The organism is Chryseobacterium formosum (assembly GCF_026460885.1).
Taxonomy (GTDB): domain Bacteria; phylum Bacteroidota; class Bacteroidia; order Flavobacteriales; family Weeksellaceae; genus Chryseobacterium; species Chryseobacterium formosus.
Genome location: NZ_JAOVZW010000001.1, coordinates 331014 through 349678, shown reverse-complemented (window position 1 = coordinate 349678; position 18665 = coordinate 331014). Strand labels below are relative to the sequence as shown.

Annotated in this window: 17 protein-coding genes; 10 read left to right on the top strand and 7 right to left on the bottom strand. The window is 31.9% G+C overall.

The window, feature by feature from the left end; genetic code table 11:
- Nucleotides 1-5 precede the first annotated feature (5 nt).
- The 4 genes from OF897_RS01680 to OF897_RS01665 all read right to left on the bottom strand — a co-directional run bounded on the left by OF897_RS01680 (nt 6) and on the right by OF897_RS01665 (nt 3697).
- The gene (locus OF897_RS01680; RefSeq protein WP_267263956.1) at nt 6-935 is read right to left on the bottom strand and encodes a hypothetical protein; all 930 of its coding nucleotides are present in this window, start codon (nt 933-935) and stop codon (nt 6-8) included.
- The gene (locus tag OF897_RS01675) at nt 865-1509 is read right to left on the bottom strand and encodes a hypothetical protein (RefSeq protein WP_267263955.1); all 645 of its coding nucleotides are present in this window, start codon (nt 1507-1509) and stop codon (nt 865-867) included. Before OF897_RS01675 ends, OF897_RS01680 begins: the two co-directional genes overlap by 71 nt.
- 181 nt (nt 1510-1690) lie before the next feature.
- The gene (locus OF897_RS01670; RefSeq protein WP_267263954.1) at nt 1691-2221 is read right to left on the bottom strand and encodes a hypothetical protein; all 531 of its coding nucleotides are present in this window, start codon (nt 2219-2221) and stop codon (nt 1691-1693) included.
- Nucleotides 2222-2656: 435 nt separating this feature from the next.
- Nucleotides 2657-3697, bottom strand: a complete 1041-nt coding sequence (locus OF897_RS01665; protein ID WP_267263953.1) for a GMP reductase — start codon at nt 3695-3697, stop codon at nt 2657-2659.
- Between the two features lie 155 nt (nt 3698-3852).
- On the opposite strand from OF897_RS01665, the gene OF897_RS01660 reads away from it, so the two are divergent.
- Genes OF897_RS01660 through OF897_RS01650 form a run of 3 tightly spaced genes read left to right on the top strand, consistent with a single transcriptional unit; the run spans nt 3853 to nt 6378 of the window.
- A complete protein-coding gene (locus OF897_RS01660) occupies nt 3853-4755 on the top strand; it encodes a prolipoprotein diacylglyceryl transferase (RefSeq protein WP_267263952.1) in 903 nt (300 codons plus the stop codon).
- Nucleotides 4733-4966: a hypothetical protein gene (locus tag OF897_RS01655; RefSeq protein WP_267263951.1), complete on the top strand. Its 234-nt coding sequence runs from the start codon at nt 4733-4735 to the stop codon at nt 4964-4966. The genes OF897_RS01660 and OF897_RS01655 overlap by 23 nt, the downstream gene beginning before the upstream one ends.
- Nucleotides 4967-4974: 8 nt before the next feature.
- Nucleotides 4975-6378, top strand: a complete 1404-nt coding sequence (locus OF897_RS01650) for a radical SAM protein (RefSeq protein WP_267263950.1) — start codon at nt 4975-4977, stop codon at nt 6376-6378.
- Between the two features lie 115 nt (nt 6379-6493).
- On the opposite strand, the gene surE is transcribed toward OF897_RS01650, so the two are convergent.
- A complete protein-coding gene (gene surE, locus OF897_RS01645; protein ID WP_267263949.1) occupies nt 6494-7264 on the bottom strand; it encodes a 5'/3'-nucleotidase SurE in 771 nt (256 codons plus the stop codon).
- 255 nt (nt 7265-7519) lie between these two features.
- Between surE and OF897_RS01640 the strand changes: the two genes are divergently transcribed.
- Nucleotides 7520-9649, top strand: coding sequence for a carboxy terminal-processing peptidase (locus tag OF897_RS01640; protein WP_267263948.1), 2130 nt, complete (start codon nt 7520-7522; stop codon nt 9647-9649).
- Between the two features lie 172 nt (nt 9650-9821).
- Here the strand turns inward: OF897_RS01640 and OF897_RS01635 are convergent, their stop codons facing one another.
- A complete protein-coding gene (locus OF897_RS01635; protein ID WP_267263947.1) occupies nt 9822-10325 on the bottom strand; it encodes a superoxide dismutase family protein in 504 nt (167 codons plus the stop codon).
- Between the two features lie 159 nt (nt 10326-10484).
- Here OF897_RS01635 and OF897_RS01630 point away from each other — a divergent pair, with 159 nt between their 5' ends.
- From OF897_RS01630 to OF897_RS01610, 5 genes are all read left to right on the top strand, one after another.
- Nucleotides 10485-11366, top strand: a complete 882-nt coding sequence (locus tag OF897_RS01630) for an AraC family transcriptional regulator (protein ID WP_267263946.1) — start codon at nt 10485-10487, stop codon at nt 11364-11366.
- 204 nt (nt 11367-11570) lie between these two features.
- Entirely contained in the window at nt 11571-13790 is a 2220-nt protein-coding gene (locus tag OF897_RS01625) for a TonB-dependent receptor (RefSeq protein ID WP_267263945.1), read from the top strand.
- A 183-nt stretch (nt 13791-13973) separates the two neighbouring features.
- A complete protein-coding gene (locus OF897_RS01620) occupies nt 13974-14624 on the top strand; it encodes a hypothetical protein (RefSeq protein ID WP_267263944.1) in 651 nt (216 codons plus the stop codon).
- A gap of 64 nt (nt 14625-14688) precedes the next feature.
- Nucleotides 14689-16020: a 2TM domain-containing protein gene (locus OF897_RS01615; protein ID WP_267263943.1), complete on the top strand. Its 1332-nt coding sequence runs from the start codon at nt 14689-14691 to the stop codon at nt 16018-16020.
- Nucleotides 16007-16306 carry a 2TM domain-containing protein gene (locus tag OF897_RS01610; RefSeq protein WP_267263942.1) on the top strand — a complete coding sequence of 100 codons (300 nt, stop codon included), beginning with the start codon at nt 16007-16009 and terminating at the stop codon, nt 16304-16306. The genes OF897_RS01615 and OF897_RS01610 overlap by 14 nt, the downstream gene beginning before the upstream one ends.
- 40 nt (nt 16307-16346) lie before the next feature.
- Here OF897_RS01610 and OF897_RS01605 read toward each other — a convergent pair whose 3' ends face one another.
- Complete coding sequence (locus OF897_RS01605; protein ID WP_267263941.1) at nt 16347-18155, bottom strand: T9SS type A sorting domain-containing protein; 1809 nt, start codon at nt 18153-18155, stop codon at nt 16347-16349.
- A gap of 211 nt (nt 18156-18366) precedes the next feature.
- On the opposite strand from OF897_RS01605, the gene OF897_RS01600 reads away from it, so the two are divergent.
- Entirely contained in the window at nt 18367-18660 is a 294-nt protein-coding gene (locus OF897_RS01600; protein WP_267263940.1) for a 2TM domain-containing protein, read from the top strand.
- Nucleotides 18661-18665 lie beyond the last annotated feature (5 nt).

The following is an 18665-nucleotide window of genomic DNA, read 5'->3' as shown; positions in this document are numbered from 1 at the left end:
ATTTTTTATTCTGAATCAATGTAGTTTCTCAACCAAATCTGAAGATCTTTTTCAGGAGAAAGATTGATTTTTTTTCTGAAATTATAACGGTTATTTTCAATTGTTTTTGAGGCTTTAAAAGTGTAATCTGCAATTTCTTTTGTTGAAAATCCTAAATAAACATACGCTGCAAAAGTCAGTTCGCTTGGTTTTAAATTTTCATTTAATTGTAACATTTTAGACTGAAATTTAGGATATACTTCATGAAATCGTGTGTAAAATGACGGATTATTATCTTTTGCCAATTGTATTACTTCATCAAAAGCTTCGTTGATCTGTTGTTTCAGTTTGTGGGTTTCCTGTTCTCGGATTTCTTTTTCTTTAATTAAATTTTCTGTGATTTTAATTGTTTCCTGATTCTTTGATTTAGATTTTTTAAGAAGATAAATAATAATTGCCGTGATAATTACGAGCAAAGAAATAATAATTAAAGTGGTTTGTTTTGTTTTTTTAGCTTCAAGATTGTATTTTATTTTTTCCTCTTTCATTGCTTCATTCAGCACAAAATCTCTTTCTTTTTTCATCTGATCATTAAGTTCCTTATTGGTTTTAAGATACAAATCAGAGTAATGTTTAGCTTCTGTTGCAATTCCCTGAGAGATTTTTAGCTCAGCAATTTTTTTATACAATTCGCTCAAAATATCCGGAAAATGATTTTGATCGAAACTCTTTAAAGCGAAATCATAGAATTTTTGAGCTTCAGAATAATTTTTCTGTGAAGCATTTAGATTTCCCAGACCAATTAATGCTTCAATTTTGCAAGGATGTTCTTTATCTTTAAAATGATTTAACGAGTTATTGTAGTAATGTTGCGCTGAATCAATTTTATTTTGATTTAAATGATAGTTTCCAAAACCTAAACACGAACAGCCTTTTTGAATATAAGCATCTTGCAAATCGATTGTTTTTAGGATATTTTTTTTTTTGCAGAAAATAATACATCGAATCCGGCTTGTTTATATTCTCATAAATGTAGCTTAAATGGGAATAAACAGAACTTTGTGTAAGTGAATCGGTTGATGTCTTATTATTTTTTGTTTCGAGAATTTTGAGGGCTTTTCTGTAATTTTCAAAAGATAAACTGTAAAGCTCAAGAAGTAAATAATTTCCACCTAATAATGATGAAATGTTCGCTGAATGTGTTTTATCTTTTTCTAAATATGGAGTGTATTTCTGTGCTTTTTTAGCGTAATCAATACTTTGCTTAAACTTTGCGTGATCGTAATAATATTGTGCTAAATAATAATTTGCATAAGAAAGCCCTTTCTCATTTTTCAAATTATTTGATAACGTTAAAAGTTTTTGAGACGCTTCTAAAACCTGATCAGATTTTCCAGATAACTGAATAGCATTGATTTGTTTTACCAAAAAATCAACTTCAGATTGATTTTGATTTTTGTTTTGACCATATAAAAAGTTGCTCAAAAGAATGAGAACAAAAAAATATCTATAAGAATGGAGGTAACCCATTTAAATAATTTGGTGTTTTGTAAGTCGCAAAGTTAAATCAAATAAATATTAAATATAAGAAAAGTAATATTTAGCGCATTTTATACGCTTTTTTCACTTTAAATTTCGAACAATTTTTGTACCAATGCAAACCTGCTCATTTTAATGAGTTTAAAATAAATTATTTAAGATTTAGTTTAAATTATTTCCAATAACTCCATGCAGAACCATCATAAACAGCCAAAGATTTACTGTTTGTATCATAGCACATCATTCCTGGGTAAGGATTTTTCACATTAGTATGCGGATTGGAAACTTTTGGTAAAATTACCGCTTTATTTGTACTTTCTAAAACTAGCGCTCCTTTGGCATTACTTGTAGAACTTCCGATAATTACACCTTGAGAATTGCTTGATTCTGAAGAAACATTTGCTGTAATTTGAGTAGAACTTCCGGCATTACTAAGGTCTTTCCATACAGAATTTTCGTAGAATTTTACTTTGCTGTCAGATTTATCAAATAAAAAAGTTCCGTTGTTATTTGAAGGAGTAGAAGCTAAAGCATTAGTTGTATTATTTACACTTGGTAAAATAATTCCGTTTGTATTTGAGCTTGAATCTTCAAAGTCTAAAATTGTGCTGTTTCCGTTAACAGATTGCTTTCCTATCCCTACTTGTCCAAATGTAAAATTTGAAATAAGCAGAATAGGAATGAAATAAAATGTTTTTTTCATCTCTTCAGTTTCAGTTTTTAAGCTAAGATCATTAAATTATTTCGTCTCATTCCCTACCTGTTTTGATTTCTAGGAAAAAATTCAACAGATTGTTATTTTAGAAATTGATGAAGAATTCTAAATCTTACGAATGCAAAATTAAGATTTTTAAATGATTAGAAAAAATCATCTTGTGATGACTTTTAAAAATTGTAAAAAAAAATTCAGCAGAAATAAAAAATCTCCGGAGATTTCAAACCAATAGCTTAAAATCTCCGAAGATTAATCTTTTTTTCCATCATTCGTATTTTCATTCGAACAGCACAAATAGATGAAAAAAATAAAAAATGGACAAAATAAGTGCCCCTCATTTTGCCCTCTATTTACTTAAATCCTTTATTTAAAAGGCTTTATCAATATTTAGAAATTATTAATTTAAAATAAATCAGATAATAGTTAATCATTAAAAACCTGATTTTCCTGCTCCTGAACTCTTATAAAAGTTGTTCTTTTTGACAATTCTTTCAACGTTGAAGCACCAACATAAGTACAAGTAGAACGAACTCCACCCAGAATATCTTTCACCGTTTCTGATACCGAACCTTTGTAAGAAACTTTAACTGTTTTTCCTTCCGAAGCTCGATATTCTGCAACACCTCCCGAATGTTTATCCATTGCAGTTTTAGAACTCATCCCATAAAAAAGCTTGAATTTTTTGCCGTTTTCTTCCACCATTTCGCCACCACTTTCATCATGACCGGCAAACATTCCACCCAACATCACAAAATCGGCGCCGCCACCAAAAGCTTTGGCGACATCTCCCGGAACTTTGCAACCACCGTCTGCAATAATATGACCTTTTAAACCATGAGCAGCATCAGAACATTCAATAATTGCGGAAAGTTGCGGATAACCAACTCCGGTTTTCACTCTCGTTGTACAAACTGAACCAGGGCCAATTCCAACTTTGATAATATCAGCACCAACTAAAAGCAGCTCTTCAACCATTTCTCCCGTAACTACATTTCCAGCAATAATAATTTTATCAGGAAAATTGGCTCTTGCGTTCTTCACAAATTGCACGAAATGTTCAGAATAACCATTGGCAACATCAATGCAGAGAAACTCAATTTTTGGATGCTTTTCTAAGATAATTTTAATTTTTTCTTCATCCGATTTTCCTGTTCCTGTGCTTAAAGCGATGTATTGATGAATTTCTTCGGGCTGATTATTTAAAAAATTGCTCCATTCTTCTGGAGTATAATGTTTGTGAACAGCCGTAATAATCTTGTCTTTTGCTAGTTCAACCGCCATTTCGAAAGTTCCGACTGTATCCATATTGGCTGCAATAATCGGAGTTCCATTCCATTTTTTTTTGGTGTGTCTGAAAGTAAATTCTCTTTCAAGATTTACTTCTGAGCGGGATTTCAAAGTAGAACGTTTTGGTCTGAACATCACATCTTTGAATCCCAATTTTATATCATATTCTATTCGCATAATTTGGAAAATTATTTTAATTAAAATTAGGGAAAAGAATAATAGAAAAGAGTAAAAGAAATGATTTTAAAGTTTATTTATGATAAATATTAAAAATAAAAGTCCTACAGATTCCGCAGATTTTCACGGATAATAGAGAATAAAAAATGCCACGAATGCACAAATTAATTTTATCTCAAAAAAGATTAACACCCATTTTAGTTATAAAAATTCGTGTATTAGTGGCAAAACAATCTGCTGAAAAATACAATCCATCAAAATCATTGTCTCAACATCAAATGAAATATCCTATTTTTGATTTTATGGATTTTCCTGTTACTTTTCAAATTTTCGGTAAAGAAGTTTTGCTTCATCCTATTACAGAATCTTTAGGGATTTTCGTAGGAATGCGTTATTACACATTTTTAAAAAGAAAGGATAAAGAGAAATTTAGCAGTACTAATTCCTTATTGGTTATTATTGCAGCAACTTTTGGTGCATTAATAGGATCTCATACAATTGGTTCATTAGAAAGACCAGATGATTTGATAAAAACGCAGAATTTGTGGATGTATATTTGGCTAAATAATACAATTGTAGGAGGTTTAGCAGGTGGTTTGATTGGCGTTGAAATCATGAAAAAAATTATTGGAAAAAAAGAGAGTACGGGTGATCGTATGGTTTATCCTTTGATTTTAGCAATGTTTATTGGCAGAATCGGATGCTTTTTTACGGGCGTATATGAAGAAACCTATGGATTACCTACTAATACCATTTTCGGAATGTATTTGGGAGATCAATATCTCAGACATCCGGTTGCCCTTTATGAAATGTTTTTTTTGGCAGTTTTATTTATTTTTCTAAAAAAGTTTCAGACAAACTATATTTATAAATCTGGTGTCTTATTTCAGTTATTTATGCTGTTTTATTTTACTTTCAGATTTATTATTGATTTTCTAAAGCTAAAATATGATATTGTTTTTGGATTAAGTACAATTCAGATAGTATGTTGTCTGATTATCATTTATTATATTTATCTTTTAAAAAACAACAAATATGAAATTATTAGAAGTTGGTAGCTTTGGGGGAGAACTTGCCGGATTAGGCTTGATTTTCTTGTTTATAGGTCTTGTGGTATTTATTATCTCAATTATTATTGCTGTAGTTTTAGGAATTATGTCGGCTGCTAATCCAGAAAAGAAATACAATTTCAAACCATCTTTGATAGGAATTCTCACGGGAATTTTAGTTTTTATTGCAGGAGGGTGCATTTGTGGATTTAACTTATAAGAGAAATTATGCCAGTAAGAAATTATACTTATTACGATTATACGATCAGTCTTTGTCCGGAATGTCTGAAAAGGGTTGGAGCAAAAATCATTATTGAAGATGAAGCGGTTTTTATGACGAAAAGATGTCCCGACCACGGATTTTTCAAGACGAAAATTGCTTCTGATGTTCATTATTACAAAAACATTAGAAATTACAATAAAGCTTCAGAAATGCCGGTTCATTTTGGGACAGATGTAGAATATGGCTGTCCTTATGATTGCGGTTTATGTGTTGATCATGAGCAACATAGCTGTCTTTCGATTGTGGAAGTGACCGATCGTTGTAATCTTACTTGTCCGACTTGTTATGCCATGTCTTCTCCGCATTACGGAAGTCACAGAAGTTTGGAAGAAATTGAAGCGATGTTTGATATTATTGTCAAAAATGAAGGTGAACCCGATGTCGTTCAAATCAGTGGAGGAGAGCCAACGATTCATCCGGAATTTTTTAAAATCATGGATATTGCGAAGTCGAAACCGATTAAGCATTTAATGCTAAATACCAATGGAGTACGAATTGCCAATGATCCAGGTTTTGCAGAAAAATTGGCAACTTATGCTCCAGAATTTGAAATTTATCTTCAGTTTGATTCTTTTAAGCCCGAAGTTTTACAGGATTTCAGAGGAAAAGATCTTACGAATGTTCGAATGAAAACTTTGGAAAAATTGAATGCTTTAAACCTTTCCACGACACTCGTAATTGTTCTTCAAAAAGATAAAAATATTGATGAAATTGGGAAGATCATTGATTTTGCTCTAAAACAAAAATGCGTCCGAGGAATTACTTTTCAGCCTGTAGAAATTGCCGGAAGAAACCGTGACGATTCTGCTCACGAAAAAATTACTTTGACTGAAGTAAGGCAGGAAATTTTAAATCAATTTCCTCTATTAAATTCAGATGACATTATTCCTGTTCCGTGTAATCCGGATGCTTTGGCGATGGGATATATTTTAAAACTTCAAGGTGAAATTATTCCTTTAACAAGGTACATTAATCCCGCTGATTTGTTGAACAATGAAACACGAAACACAATTGTTTACGAACAGGATACAGGGTTGCAAATGCAGCTTCTGGATATTTTTAGTACGGGAATTTCTGTAGATAAAGTTCAACCTAAAGTAAATCAGTTATTGTGTTGTCTTCCTGAAGTTTCCGCTCCGAATTTAGATTACGATAATCTTTTCAGAATCATTATTATGAATTTTATGGATGCGCATGATTTTGATGTTCGTGCCGTGAAAAAATCCTGCGTTCATATCGTGAATAAAGATTTAAAAATGATTCCCTTTGAGACGATGAATTTATTTTATCGGGATGATAAAAGTAAATATTTGGAAGAATTGAGAAAGGAGGATAGGGTTTTGTTTTAAATAAATTCCCACAGATTTGTATTGATAATTGGGAATAAAATTACCACGAATGCACGAATTTTTATATTTAAAATTATATTAAATTGTTGATTCGTGAATTCGTGGCAAAAAAATTTTAATCAAACTTCATCACCTCATTCAAAGTATTCATATACTCATAAGCGGTAAGATCAAATTTTACAGGAACAATTGAGATATATCCATTCGCCAAAGCCGTTTCATCTGCATCTTCAGATTCATCCATATTATTGAAATATCCTGTCAACCAATAATATTTTTTACCATGAGGGTTGATTCTTTCGTCAAAACTTTCTTCCCATTTCGCATTGGCTTGCTTGCAAATTTTCACACCTTTAATTTCTTCTTTCGCAAGTTTCGGAATATTTACATTTAATACAACACCTTTAGGCATTGGGTTTTCTAAAGTTTTTCTTACAATTCCCTGAATATATTCTTTAGCCTGCGTAAAATCTGCTTCCCAACTGAAGTCTAAAAGTGAGAAACCAATTGCAGGTAAACCTTCTACACCGCCTTCAACAGCAGCAGACATCGTTCCCGAATAAATTACGTTGATGGATGAGTTTGCACCGTGATTGATTCCGGAAACTACAATATCCGGTCTTCTTGGAAGGATTTTATCTAAAGCCATTTTCACACAGTCTACCGGAGTTCCGCTACAAGAAAAATCTCTTTGTGGACCTTCAAGCTGTACTTCTTCATAGCTTAATGTAGAGTTGATGGTAATTGCGTGACCTTTTCCGCTTTGAGGCGAGTTGGGAGCAACCACAATTACATCTCCGATTTCATTCATAAATTCTACTAAGTTTCTGATACCCGGAGCCGTGATTCCGTCGTCATTTGTTACCAGAATAAGTGGTTTTTCCATATTGTATATTTAATTTTAACAAAGATAAGAATTAAGAAGTGCTCTATAAAACAAGTTCAATTTAATTAATAATGAATAAAATTATAATGAAAATCAAAGTATTAACTTTCGAGTTGTTTTAATATTAAAAAAAACTGAAAACTAATGATTATTTCTAAATAAGGTATTAAATTTGATAGTTTGTAACAGAAATTTAATTGTTACTACTAATTAAAATACTTTTTAAAGAAATTAATAAAAATACATTACAGATTTATGTGGAAAAATTTTAAGCTAAATAAATTTTTACTCTTTATTCCATTAACAAGTCTTATGTTTTGTTTCAATTCGCCTAAAAATGATGATGAAAAAATGCAGACGATAATGGTGAGCGTTAAAAACACTCTTTCATACTTACATTACAGCCCAAAACCTATCAACGATGCCTATTCAAAAGATGTTTACAAACATTATTTTGAAATGATTGATCCCGGAAAAAGATATTTTCTGCAGTCTGATATGAACGAATTTGGTAAGCACGAAACCAAACTTGACGATTATATCAACCAAGGTGATTTGCAGTTTTATAAATTAACAATCGACAGATTATACCAAAGAGTTGACGAAATCGATAAAATTACTCAGGAAATTTTCAGTAAGCCAATTAATTTAGAAGAAGACGAAACTTTGACGTTGGAATCTAAGCTAAAAAAAGTTCCTGCAGATCAAAAAGAACAGTATAATGAGTGGAAAAAATTCATCAAATACAATATTCTTCAGGAAATTGAATCGATGAACAGCAAAGAAGAAGCTCAGAAAGAAAAGAAAGATTCTGTACAGAAATTTAAGCTGAAAGATACCATCAAACTTGAAATTCTTTCGCCTCAACAGAAGCTTACAAAAGCTACTGATGAAGTAAAAGATTTGGTAAAGGAAACTTTCACAAGATTCAAAAAAAGAAAGAAAATGGATTGGTTTTCTGTGTATATGAATGCTTATACAGAAGTTTTTGATCCACACACCAACTATTATTCCCCTAAAGATAAAGAGGATTTTGATACTCAGTTTAAAGGAAAAGTGATCGGAATCGGGGCAATTATCCAGGAGAAAAAAGGAAATCTTTATTTAGGTGCATTAACGATCGGAGCTCCGGCTTGGAAATCGAAGAAACTTTCTGAAGGCGATAAAATCTTGAAAGTAAAATCTAAACCGAAAGAAGACCATGTAAATGTTGTGGGAATGCTTTCTGATGAGGCAGTACGTTTAATCAGAGGTGAAAAAGGAACTCCTGTTACGTTAACGGTTCAGAAAAAAGATAAAACAATTGTAGAAGTAACGATGATTCGTGAAGAAGTGGCTATTGAAGACACTTTTGCGAAAAGTATTATTGTAAATTCTCCAAACGGAAAAAAATACGGATTCATCAATTTACCAAGCTTTAATGCAGATTTTGAAGATGAGAAAGGAAGAAATGCTTCTGACGACATCAAAAATGAAATCATCAAATTAAAAGCTCAGAATATTGAAGGAATTGTTTTAGACCTTAGAAATAACGGTGGTGGTTCATTAACGGAAGTTGGTGATATCATGGGATTATTTATGAATGCAGGTCCTTATGTTCAGGTAAAAGACGGAAACGGAAAAATCCAGACTTTAAAAAACAAGCAGGAAACTCCAATTTGGACGGGTCCTTTGGTGATTATGCAAAACGAAATTTCAGCTTCGGCTTCAGAGATTTTGGCGGGAGCAATGCAGGATTATGGCAGAGCAATTATCGTTGGTTCGCCTCAATCTTATGGTAAAGGAACGGTACAAACTTTTGTTGATTTAAATAGATTCTTAAATACTGAAGATGATTTTGGTTCTTTAAAACTGACGATTCAGAAGTTCTACAGAATTACAGGAGAGTCAAACCAAAGAAAAGGAATTGTTTCTGATATTCAGATGAAAGACTTCTTTACTTATGCAGAAATCGGTGAAAGATATGATGATTTTGCTTTAGCTTGGGATAAAATTCCGAGTGCATCTTTCCAGAAGCTAAGCTATTTTGATGTGAAAGCGTTAGAAAAAGCGAGCAACGACAGAATGGCGAAAAATGCAAATTATCAGTTATTGCTTGAATCTGCACAATGGAGAGAGCAATTGGATAAGGAAGAAACTATTACATTAAACGTTAATAAGTTTAATGATTTGATGAAACAAAGAAAAGCTCAAATCGAAAAGTTCAAGAAACTGACGAAATTTGATAACGGATTGAAATTTGAAATGTATCCTGCAGAAATCGAAAGAGAGAAAAAGGATGAAGTTTTCAAAAAGAAATCTGAAATGTGGGTGAAAAACCTAAGAAAAGATTCTTACTTACAGGAAGCGATGAACATCATTGCAGACATGAAAGCAAAGCAATAAAGCGCATAAATAACGAAAAAACCACTAATGGAAATTAGTGGTTTTTTTATTTTCTAAACTTACCTTGATAAGTTTGCAAAGTCATCAAAGAGAATTTCTTAATTCGTCTTGATGAATTGATTAACTCATCAAGACGATTTTGTAGATTGATTATTTTGTGATAAAAAGAAATTTATTTAATCTCAATACAACCAACTCTTCCACCTGCATTTCCTGTCGGCTGTGTTTGGAAATCATCTTTATCAGCATGAATAATTAACCCCTTTCCAATAATATTTTTACTTTCTTCTACGCAATCAAGGCACCATTTATCAGTTTTAAAAGTAAGTTTTGCCTTACCGTCTTTATCGGCTACAAGATTGCCGATATCGCCCATGTGGAATTGATTTTCGCCCCATTTTCCGTGATTGTGACTTCCGGGATTCCAGTGTCCTCCTGCAGAAGAACCATCTGGAGCAGAACAGTCGCCCTTTTCATGAATGTGTACCGCATGAATTCCCGGAGTTAATTTTGTGACTTCAAGATCTAGAATAACTTCATTTCCATCTTGAGTAAATTTTGCAGTTCCGCCTGTTTCTGTTCCGCTTTTTGCGATAACGTTATAGGTTTTACTCGAGCTGCAAGAAGCTGCAAATAAAGCGCAACTGGCTAATAATGTTAATGTTTGTAGTTTCATAAATTAATATTTAAATGTTGTGATTATAAATTTAATAAACAATTTCAGAACCGTTTATGATTTGAAATTGTTTACGGTAATTAGCAATAAAAGACAAATCGGCCTTAATTTATCTTGATACCTTTGCAAAAAATTGTTTTGAAAGAGTATAAAAATCGAATGGTAAAAATCATTCAATACATAGATAACAATCTTGATACCGAACTAAGTTTAGAAAGAGTTTCGGAAATCGCAGCTTACTCGCCATTTCATTTCCACAGAATTTTTAAGTTAATTGTTGGTGAAACTTTACAGAATTACATTTTTAGAAAGAGAATTGAGAAAAGCGCGTTTTACCTTTCACTAAGAAAAAACTTATCAGTAAAAGATATTTATCTGAATTTAGGATTCTCTAGTCATTCAGATTTTAATAAAGTTTTTAAAAAATATTACGGAAAATCTCCTTCAGAATTTAGAAAACTCAGTCCTGAAAAATTTCATACAATTTCTCAGATACATCGCAAGAACGGACAAGTAGATACGGTTTTCGACCAATACATTTGCAATATAGAAAACCTATTAAATTGGACTACAATGAATTTAAAAATTAAAGTAATGCAGCTTCAGGAAATGAATCTTGCGGCTGTAATGAGTCTTGGTATTGCGAATGTAGAATCTTCTTTCAATGTTCTTATCGATTGGGCAAAGAAAAAACAATTATTCCCTCGAGAAAATCTTAAAATGATTTCTGTTTATCATGACAGTTTTAAAGTAACAGCAGCAGATAAAGTGAGAATCCATGCATGTATGCTTTTAGATGAAAAACTTGAGAAACAGGAAGGGGAAGTGTTTCCTGAAACCGTTGAAGCCGGAAAATTTATCATTGGAAGCGGAGAAGTTACTCTTGCTGATTTCGAGCAATCTTGGGTGTCGTTGTTCTTATGGATGAAAGAAAACGGTTATTCAACTCGAAAAGCATTTCCTTTTGAGATTTATCATTCAAATTTCAAAGAACATCCTGAAGGGAAGGTGTTGGTAGATTTCTGTATCCCGATTAATTAATAAAGTTGACCATTATACAACGCCTTTTCTTTGGGCAGAAGATGTCAGGATTCTAAGAATTTTGACATCTTTTTTATAAAATCTTTGAAATCCTTTCAGGTTGAAAATCATATTAACGATTCAGATTCCAAATTCTACAGCTCAGTAACAAAAAATTTAAACCCCTAAAAATTCATCATATTTTTGATTCGAATTAATACAGCTATGAAAACAAAACTATTATTTCTTCTCTCTTTTTTTGCATTTATTCTGAGCTTTTCTCAGATAAAAATTACAGGAAAAGTAAGCTATAAAAACAAAGGAATATCTGAAGTGAATGTCACTTTAAAAGATACTTACGACGGAGCAACGACTGATAAAGATGGTAACTTCTCTTTTGAAACCTCAGAAAAAGGAAATCATATTCTTACCTATTCACATTCAAAATATATTGGTGTTGAAAAAGACGTAAACATTTCAAATGAGGATTTAAATATTAATACTGAATTAAAAGAACAAGTTAATGAAATTGATGCTGTTATCATTACGGTAGGTTCAATTGAAGCGAGTGACAAAAACAGGTCGGCAATTATTAGTCCTTTAGATGTTTATACAACAGCCGGTGCAGATGCGCAGATTTCTTCGTACGTAACGTATCTTCCGGGAGTTCAGAAAGTAGGAGAGACGGAAGGACTTTTTATCCGTGGAGGAACGGGTTCTGAAGCCAAAATTTTTATGGATGGAAGTTTAATTAATAATTATTTTTCGAATTCTGTTCCCGGAATTGCTGGTCGTGACCGTTTCAATACGTCTCTTTTTAAAGGAAATGTATTTTCCAGCGGTGGATATTCTGCGCTTTACGGACAGGCGCTTTCCGGAGCTTTAATGCTTGAAAGTGTAGATTTTCCTGATCAGAGTTCTTATGATTTCGGAATTTCGCCTATATTTTTAAATGCAAGTTTACAGAAAGTCAATGATGAAAAAACATTTTCTTATGGAGTGAGTGCGGGATATTCCAATTTAAAATTGATGCAGGAAGTTTTGAATTTTAATACAGATTTCAACGAAGCTCCAAGTGGTTTCAATGGAGATTTGAATTTTAGATTTAAAACAAAATCAGGGGGAATGTTTAAATATTATGGAATGTTTAATAATGATGTGATGGGCGTGAAAACAGCAAGTCTGGAACCCGATTCTCAATATTTTTTAGTTGATTTAAAAGGTAAAAACACATTTCACAATCTTTCTTTTAAGCAAAAATTTGGCAAATATCTTTTGAATGTTGGAGCATCTTATTCTTTTAACCGGTCAGATTTAAATTTTTCAAGTGAAACGAATAATATTAAGTCTTCGCCAACAAGATTATTAACTGATGGAAATTATTTGAATTTTAAAACGGTTCTAGAAAGAAAAATTAACAGAAGAGTTACTGCAAGAGGAGGTTTTGAGTTAAACCAGGCTCATGAAGAACTTTCTATTGAAGAAGTCCGTAAAGATTATAAAGATTTAATCTCTTCTGCTTTTCTGGAAACAGACATTGCTTTTAGCAACAGATTTTCAGCAAAAGCCGGAGCGAGAGCAGAATATTCATCTTATCTAAAAGAAAGCAATTTTGCGCCCCGTTTTGCACTCGCTTATCGTTTAGATAAAGACTGGACAACATCATTTGCCTATGGAATTTTTTACCAAAATCCTGAAAGCAGATACATCAATTCAGGTGCAAAACTCGATTTTCAGCAGTCGCAGCATTATATTTTTCAGGTTCAGAGAACTGTGGAAGGAAGAAATTTGAGATTGGAAGCATTTTACAAAAAATATAATGATTTGATTAAAGTTCAGAATATTGCTAATATTCCCGGGCAATATCAACCGGTACAAACTGCAGTTAATAATCTTGGAAACGGTTTTGCAAAAGGAGTTGAACTGTTTTGGAGAGACAAAAAAACGATTAAAAATATTGATTACTGGATAAGTTATTCTTATCTCGATTCTGAAAGAAATTTTTTGAATTACCCAACAACTTTAAAACCTGGATTTGCTTCTGAACATACGGTTTCTGTTGTAGCGAAAAGATTTTTTCCAAAACTGAAATTCCAGACCAATCTTTCATTTAATTATGCGAAAGGAAGACCTTATTACGATATTGTTACCGAAAATGGAGCCAATATGATCCGAAATGAAGGCAGTCTGAAAGATTATAGTTCGCTGAATCTTAGTTTCAATTATCTCCCAAGTATCGGTAAAAAAGATGCTAAAGCATTTACGGTTTTTGTTTTGAGCGTTTCTAATGTTTTAGGCAGAAAAAATATGTACGGTTATAACTTCTCAAATGACGGAAATTTCAGATCGGCAGTTGTTCCGCCCGTTAATACATTTGTTTTTGTGGGAGCTTTTATCAGTTTTGGAGTGGATAAAACGCAGGATGCAATTAATAATAATCTTTAAAATCATCTTTTTTACCGCAAAAGAATCAAAAGAAATAACTGAAATAAAATTCAAAAGTTTACAAAATGTAAAATCTTTTTTTGATAGCTTTTGGATAACTACAAACAGAAATGAAAATCTTTTGTCTCTTTTGCGGTAAAAAGAATTAATAATAAAATATCAAACAATTAAAATTTAGAAATCATGAAAAAATTAATTTTAAGTTTTGCTTTAAGTATGTTGAGTTTAACTTCTTTTGCTCAAGGTCAGTATGAAAAAATAATGACAGAAAAAATCGCTAAAATTGAAACCTGCAAAACGACAGAAGATTTTAATGCTTTATCAAACGATTTTCAGAGAATTGCCGATAAAGAAAAAGGAAAATGGCAACCCAATTATTACGCTGCATTTTCACAGATTCAGAAAGGAAGAGTTTTGATGCGTGAAAATAAGATGACCGAACTTGATGCCGTTGCAGACCAAGCTCAGAAATTTGTAGATTTAGCAGAAGAAACAGACAAAAACAATTCTGAAATTTATCTTTTGCAGAAAATGATTTATTCTCTCAAAATGATGGTTAATCCTATGGAAAGATACATGACTTTCGGTGCAAAAGCTGATGAAACGCTTAAAAAAGCAGAACAATTAAACCCTCAAAATCCAAGAGTAACTTTGATTAAAGCAGAAGATGTTTATTTTACTCCTGAACAATATGGTGGTAGTAAAAAGAAAGGAATGGAATTATTTAAAGCTTCCTTGGATAAATTCAATTCATTTAAACCCAAAACAGCTTTAGACCCAAATTGGGGTAGAGGAGAGGCTGAATATTTTATCAGTCAGGCTGCAGAGAAATAAATATTTAATTTTGTCAGCAATAACCTTTCAAATAATGCTTTTTTTTAAGCTTGAAAACCAATTTATGAAACGTAAAAATTTTATAACATTAGCATGGGTATCACTTGGTACATCAATGTTCTTCTTTTTTGTCTTTACCGACGAGAAAAATTTAGAGAATTTTCTATACACGATTATTATTTCATTCATGTATTCATTTGTTTTGGGTGGTGGAAACGGCTTAATAAACGACTTTCTCAACAAAAAGTTTCCGTGGTCTGAAGCGACAACCAAAAGAGGAATTATCAGTATTGTTGTGATATTGATTGCTAATATTATCATGGTTTATTTCTGTAATTATATGAATTTTGTAGTTCTTCAAAAAGGAGCAACTACGGCAGAATATTTTAAGGGAAAATATAATTTTATCAACTGGTTTACCATCAATATTGCACTTCTGATTTCGGCTTTTCTTCATGCGAAAGGTTTTATGGATGAACTGAAAAAAACATCTAGGAAAGAAGTTGTAGAGCAGAAATTAATCGCTAAATCTGCCAATGCACAGTTTGAAAGTTTAAAAAACCAACTCGATCCTCATTTTTTATTTAATTCTTTAAATGTTTTGAGTTCGTTAATCGATGAAAATCCTGTTCAGGCGCAGAAGTTTACAGCTTCAATGTCAAAGATTTACCGATATGTTCTTGAGCAGAAAGATAAAGAATTGGTTACTGTTGAAGACGAAATTGAATTTGCAAAAATCTACTGTGATTTACTGAAAACAAGATTTGAAGACAGCGTGAATTTTCAGTTTGATGTTGATAAAGAAAATCTGCGAAAATTTGTAGTTCCGCTTTCTCTGCAATTGCTTTTGGAGAATTGTATTAAACATAACTTGGCAACTTCTTCGAAACCATTATTGATAAGAATTTTCACGGAAGGAGATATTTTATGTATTGAAAATAATCTGCAGATTCGTGAACAGATAAAAGAAAGTGCGGGAATCGGTTTGGCAAATATTGTTCAGCGTTATTCTTTATTGACCAATAGAAATGTTTATATAGAAAAATCTGATGATTATTTTAAAGTAAAACTTCCGATTCTTATTGATAAACCTAATGTTATCAGTGTAAATGGTGATGACGAAGATAAAGCATACTTAAGAGCCCGAAAGAGGGTAAAAGAGATGAAAGGGTTTTATGGAAATCTTGCTTCATACTGCATTATTATTCCTTTTTTAATATTTGTAAATCTTTATACTCAAAATAAATACCACTGGTTTTGGTGGCCGCTTTTAGGATGGGGAATCGGGGTTGCTTCCCATGCATTTCAGGTTTTTGGAATCGGTCAATCGTGGCAGGAAAAAAAAATTCAGGAGATTATGAACAAACAAAAAAACAAACATCATGGAAAAATTTGACGAAAATGATATTTATTACCAACAGGCAAAAAAGCAAGTAGATAAGCTGAGAGGTTTTTATGGACATTTGTTTTCTTACGTAGGTGTGAATTTAATGATTGCTTATTTTAATTACAGCAATTTGGCTCCGAATGAAAGTTATTTTCAGTTCAAAAACTTTTTTACTGCTACATTTTGGGGAATAGGGCTTTTAGCTCATGCTTTATTTGTTTTCCTGCCTAATTTCGACTTTGCAAAGAAGTGGGAAGAGAAGAAGATTAAAGAAATAATGGATAAGAATAAATAGAAAGTCAGCATTGAAAAATGCTGACTTTTTAGTAATTAAATTACTTTTTTACGGTCATTTTAAATACTTTGAGTTTTTCTCCTTTTTGATTATTTACTTGTACTAAATAATTTCCTGAGGTTAAAAGACTCTTCAAATCAAATTGTTGTTCTTTTTTACGTTCAAAATTCTTTTTAACGATAAGCTTTCCGGACATATCATAAATATTGATGGAACATGATTCATTTTGTAAAATACTTCCGGAAATACTAAATTTTCCGTTATTTGGATTATTATACAAAATCAAATCTTTTTTAGCATTCAATTCTTCAAGAGATAGCTCGTTTTTTTTATTTAATCTTGCAATATAACCTGTATTTTCTGTTGTTGTACTTGGGATTCTATGTGGCATAAAAGCTCCTTCTGTTGTGTAGCCAATGTTGGAATTGGTATTTCCGAAAAGAAACAAAGAATTATTGTCATATTTAACATTGATCGATTTCAGATAAGGAGTATTTGTTGAGCTTCCACCATAATAAGAACTCCATTCCAGATTTCCTGAAGAGTTAAATTTAGCAAAGAAATTATTGGTCATATTGCTGGATAAACTTTGAGGTGAACTTTGATAAGATCCCGGAGTAGCAATATTATCTGTTGATCCCATTGTAATTCCTGAAATGAATATATCATTTCCGTTTACATCAATTACTTTATCGAAAGTATTCATATCATCACCATTTCCTCCAAAATAAGTACTCCAAACTTTATTTCCATTATGCGAAAATTTAGAAATAAATATATCTGAACCACCTGTTACTTGTGTTTTGTAAGCATTAGGTGTTGCAAAAAAATTTGAGTTGTTCCAATTATAATCGTTACCTGCAATATATATTCCTGTTTCATTTACAGACAAATCATACAAAAAACAAAGAGATGTCCCTATTGAAGGCCCATAATAAGTTCCCCATATTCTTTGCCCGTTCTGAGCGTTCATTTTTGTGATAGAATAATCCGAGGTGTTTGTTTGAAATGCTCCTGCAGTAGCTATCGTATTGAGTGACGGATTGGTATTGGTTGTTGTTATCATGTACAGTGCACCATCATAATATTTCATAGCAAAGATTGCGGTCGGTAAATAGGTTGACCAGATGAGCTCTCCATTTGAGTTTAATTTAGTTAAATAATTATTAGGCTGAATATTTCCCTGAGAATAAACTACATCAAAATCTTCCTGAAAAACACCCGGCGTACTTATGTTTTGCTGAATGGTTGATCCCGTAATGTAAATATTTCCGGCAGAGTCTGCTATCACATTAGCATATAAACTTTCATCAGGTAAATATGTAGCCCAGATTATTGATCCGGTTGGCGATTTTTTCACAAGCATATGTTTCAACGATGTTTGTGGATTTGTCTGTAACCATGTTCCTGTTGTCGGGTTCATAGTTGATGTGGAAGTTCCTAAATATCTGGAAATTTTGTTGTCTTGATCATCAATTGCCATTAATAATTCGAAGTCTTGATTATTTGTGTTAACATTAAAAGGATGATAACCAAAATAATCAACCGTTCCTGTAGGCGTAATACGAGTAGAATAACCATTGTTTATAGTATAATTTCCACCTCCGGCAACTACAAATTGATCATAGTAAGAAGCTGTATATAGACTATTAGAGAAAACATTCGCTTTTACGTGCATATTTTTTTGAGAATCGAGAATAATTCCCTGAGGAACATAATGTCCTGTAACATCGGTACCTGCAGGACCAAAATACGTTCCCCAACTTCTTTCATATTCCTGTGCTGAAACTGAATTTAATAATATTGTAAATAATAAAACACTGGTTATTTTAAGTAAAGTCTGTTTCATAAGTATTTTGGTTTGATGTTGATGTAAATATATGAAATTCTTCTAAATGTGATTTAATAGTTCCTGTTTTTATAAATCTGCTCATATTTCATTTTTACAGTTCGGTAATTAAATTCTACAGTTCGGTCATATTAAATTGATTTGAGAAAGTAATCTGTTCTACATTTGTCTCAACAAAAACAAACAAATACTAATTTTAAAACAATACATCATGGAAAATTTATCAGTTAATCAGGAAAATTTAGCATATCGCAAAGCGGCAAAAAGAGTAAAAGATTTGAAAGGATTCTATGGAAATCTTACTTCATATTGCCTTGTCATTCCTTTTTTATTGGTCATTAATCTTTTGACATCTCCAAATGAATTATGGTTTTACTGGCCAATGTTAGGGTGGGGAATCGGGATTGCTGCTCATGCAGTAAATGTTTTTGGAATCGGAAAAGACTGGGAAGAAAAGAAAATTCAGCAGTTGATGGATGAAGAGAGGAGAAATACGAGTAAATAATTAGC

Excerpts from the sequence above, each read along its gene's own strand:
- OF897_RS01675 (WP_267263955.1), bottom strand. The coding sequence starts at position 1,509 with ATGGGTTACCTCCATTCTTATAGATATTTTTTTGTTCTCATTCTTTTG.
- OF897_RS01670 (WP_267263954.1), bottom strand. The coding sequence starts at position 2,221 with ATGAAAAAAACATTTTATTTCATTCCTATTCTGCTTATTTCAAATTTT.
- OF897_RS01665 (WP_267263953.1), bottom strand. The coding sequence starts at position 3,697 with ATGCGAATAGAATATGATATAAAATTGGGATTCAAAGATGTGATGTTC.
- OF897_RS01660 (WP_267263952.1), top strand. The coding sequence starts at position 3,853 with ATGCACAAATTAATTTTATCTCAAAAAAGATTAACACCCATTTTAGTT.
- OF897_RS01655 (WP_267263951.1), top strand. The coding sequence starts at position 4,733 with ATGAAATTATTAGAAGTTGGTAGCTTTGGGGGAGAACTTGCCGGATTA.
- OF897_RS01650 (WP_267263950.1), top strand. The coding sequence starts at position 4,975 with ATGCCAGTAAGAAATTATACTTATTACGATTATACGATCAGTCTTTGT.
- surE (WP_267263949.1), bottom strand. The coding sequence starts at position 7,264 with ATGGAAAAACCACTTATTCTGGTAACAAATGACGACGGAATCACGGCT.
- OF897_RS01640 (WP_267263948.1), top strand. The coding sequence starts at position 7,520 with ATGTGGAAAAATTTTAAGCTAAATAAATTTTTACTCTTTATTCCATTA.
- OF897_RS01635 (WP_267263947.1), bottom strand. The coding sequence starts at position 10,325 with ATGAAACTACAAACATTAACATTATTAGCCAGTTGCGCTTTATTTGCA.
- OF897_RS01630 (WP_267263946.1), top strand. The coding sequence starts at position 10,485 with ATGGTAAAAATCATTCAATACATAGATAACAATCTTGATACCGAACTA.
- OF897_RS01625 (WP_267263945.1), top strand. The coding sequence starts at position 11,571 with ATGAAAACAAAACTATTATTTCTTCTCTCTTTTTTTGCATTTATTCTG.
- OF897_RS01620 (WP_267263944.1), top strand. The coding sequence starts at position 13,974 with ATGAAAAAATTAATTTTAAGTTTTGCTTTAAGTATGTTGAGTTTAACT.
- OF897_RS01615 (WP_267263943.1), top strand. The coding sequence starts at position 14,689 with ATGAAACGTAAAAATTTTATAACATTAGCATGGGTATCACTTGGTACA.
- OF897_RS01610 (WP_267263942.1), top strand. The coding sequence starts at position 16,007 with ATGGAAAAATTTGACGAAAATGATATTTATTACCAACAGGCAAAAAAG.
- OF897_RS01605 (WP_267263941.1), bottom strand. The coding sequence starts at position 18,155 with ATGAAACAGACTTTACTTAAAATAACCAGTGTTTTATTATTTACAATA.
- OF897_RS01600 (WP_267263940.1), top strand. The coding sequence starts at position 18,367 with ATGGAAAATTTATCAGTTAATCAGGAAAATTTAGCATATCGCAAAGCG.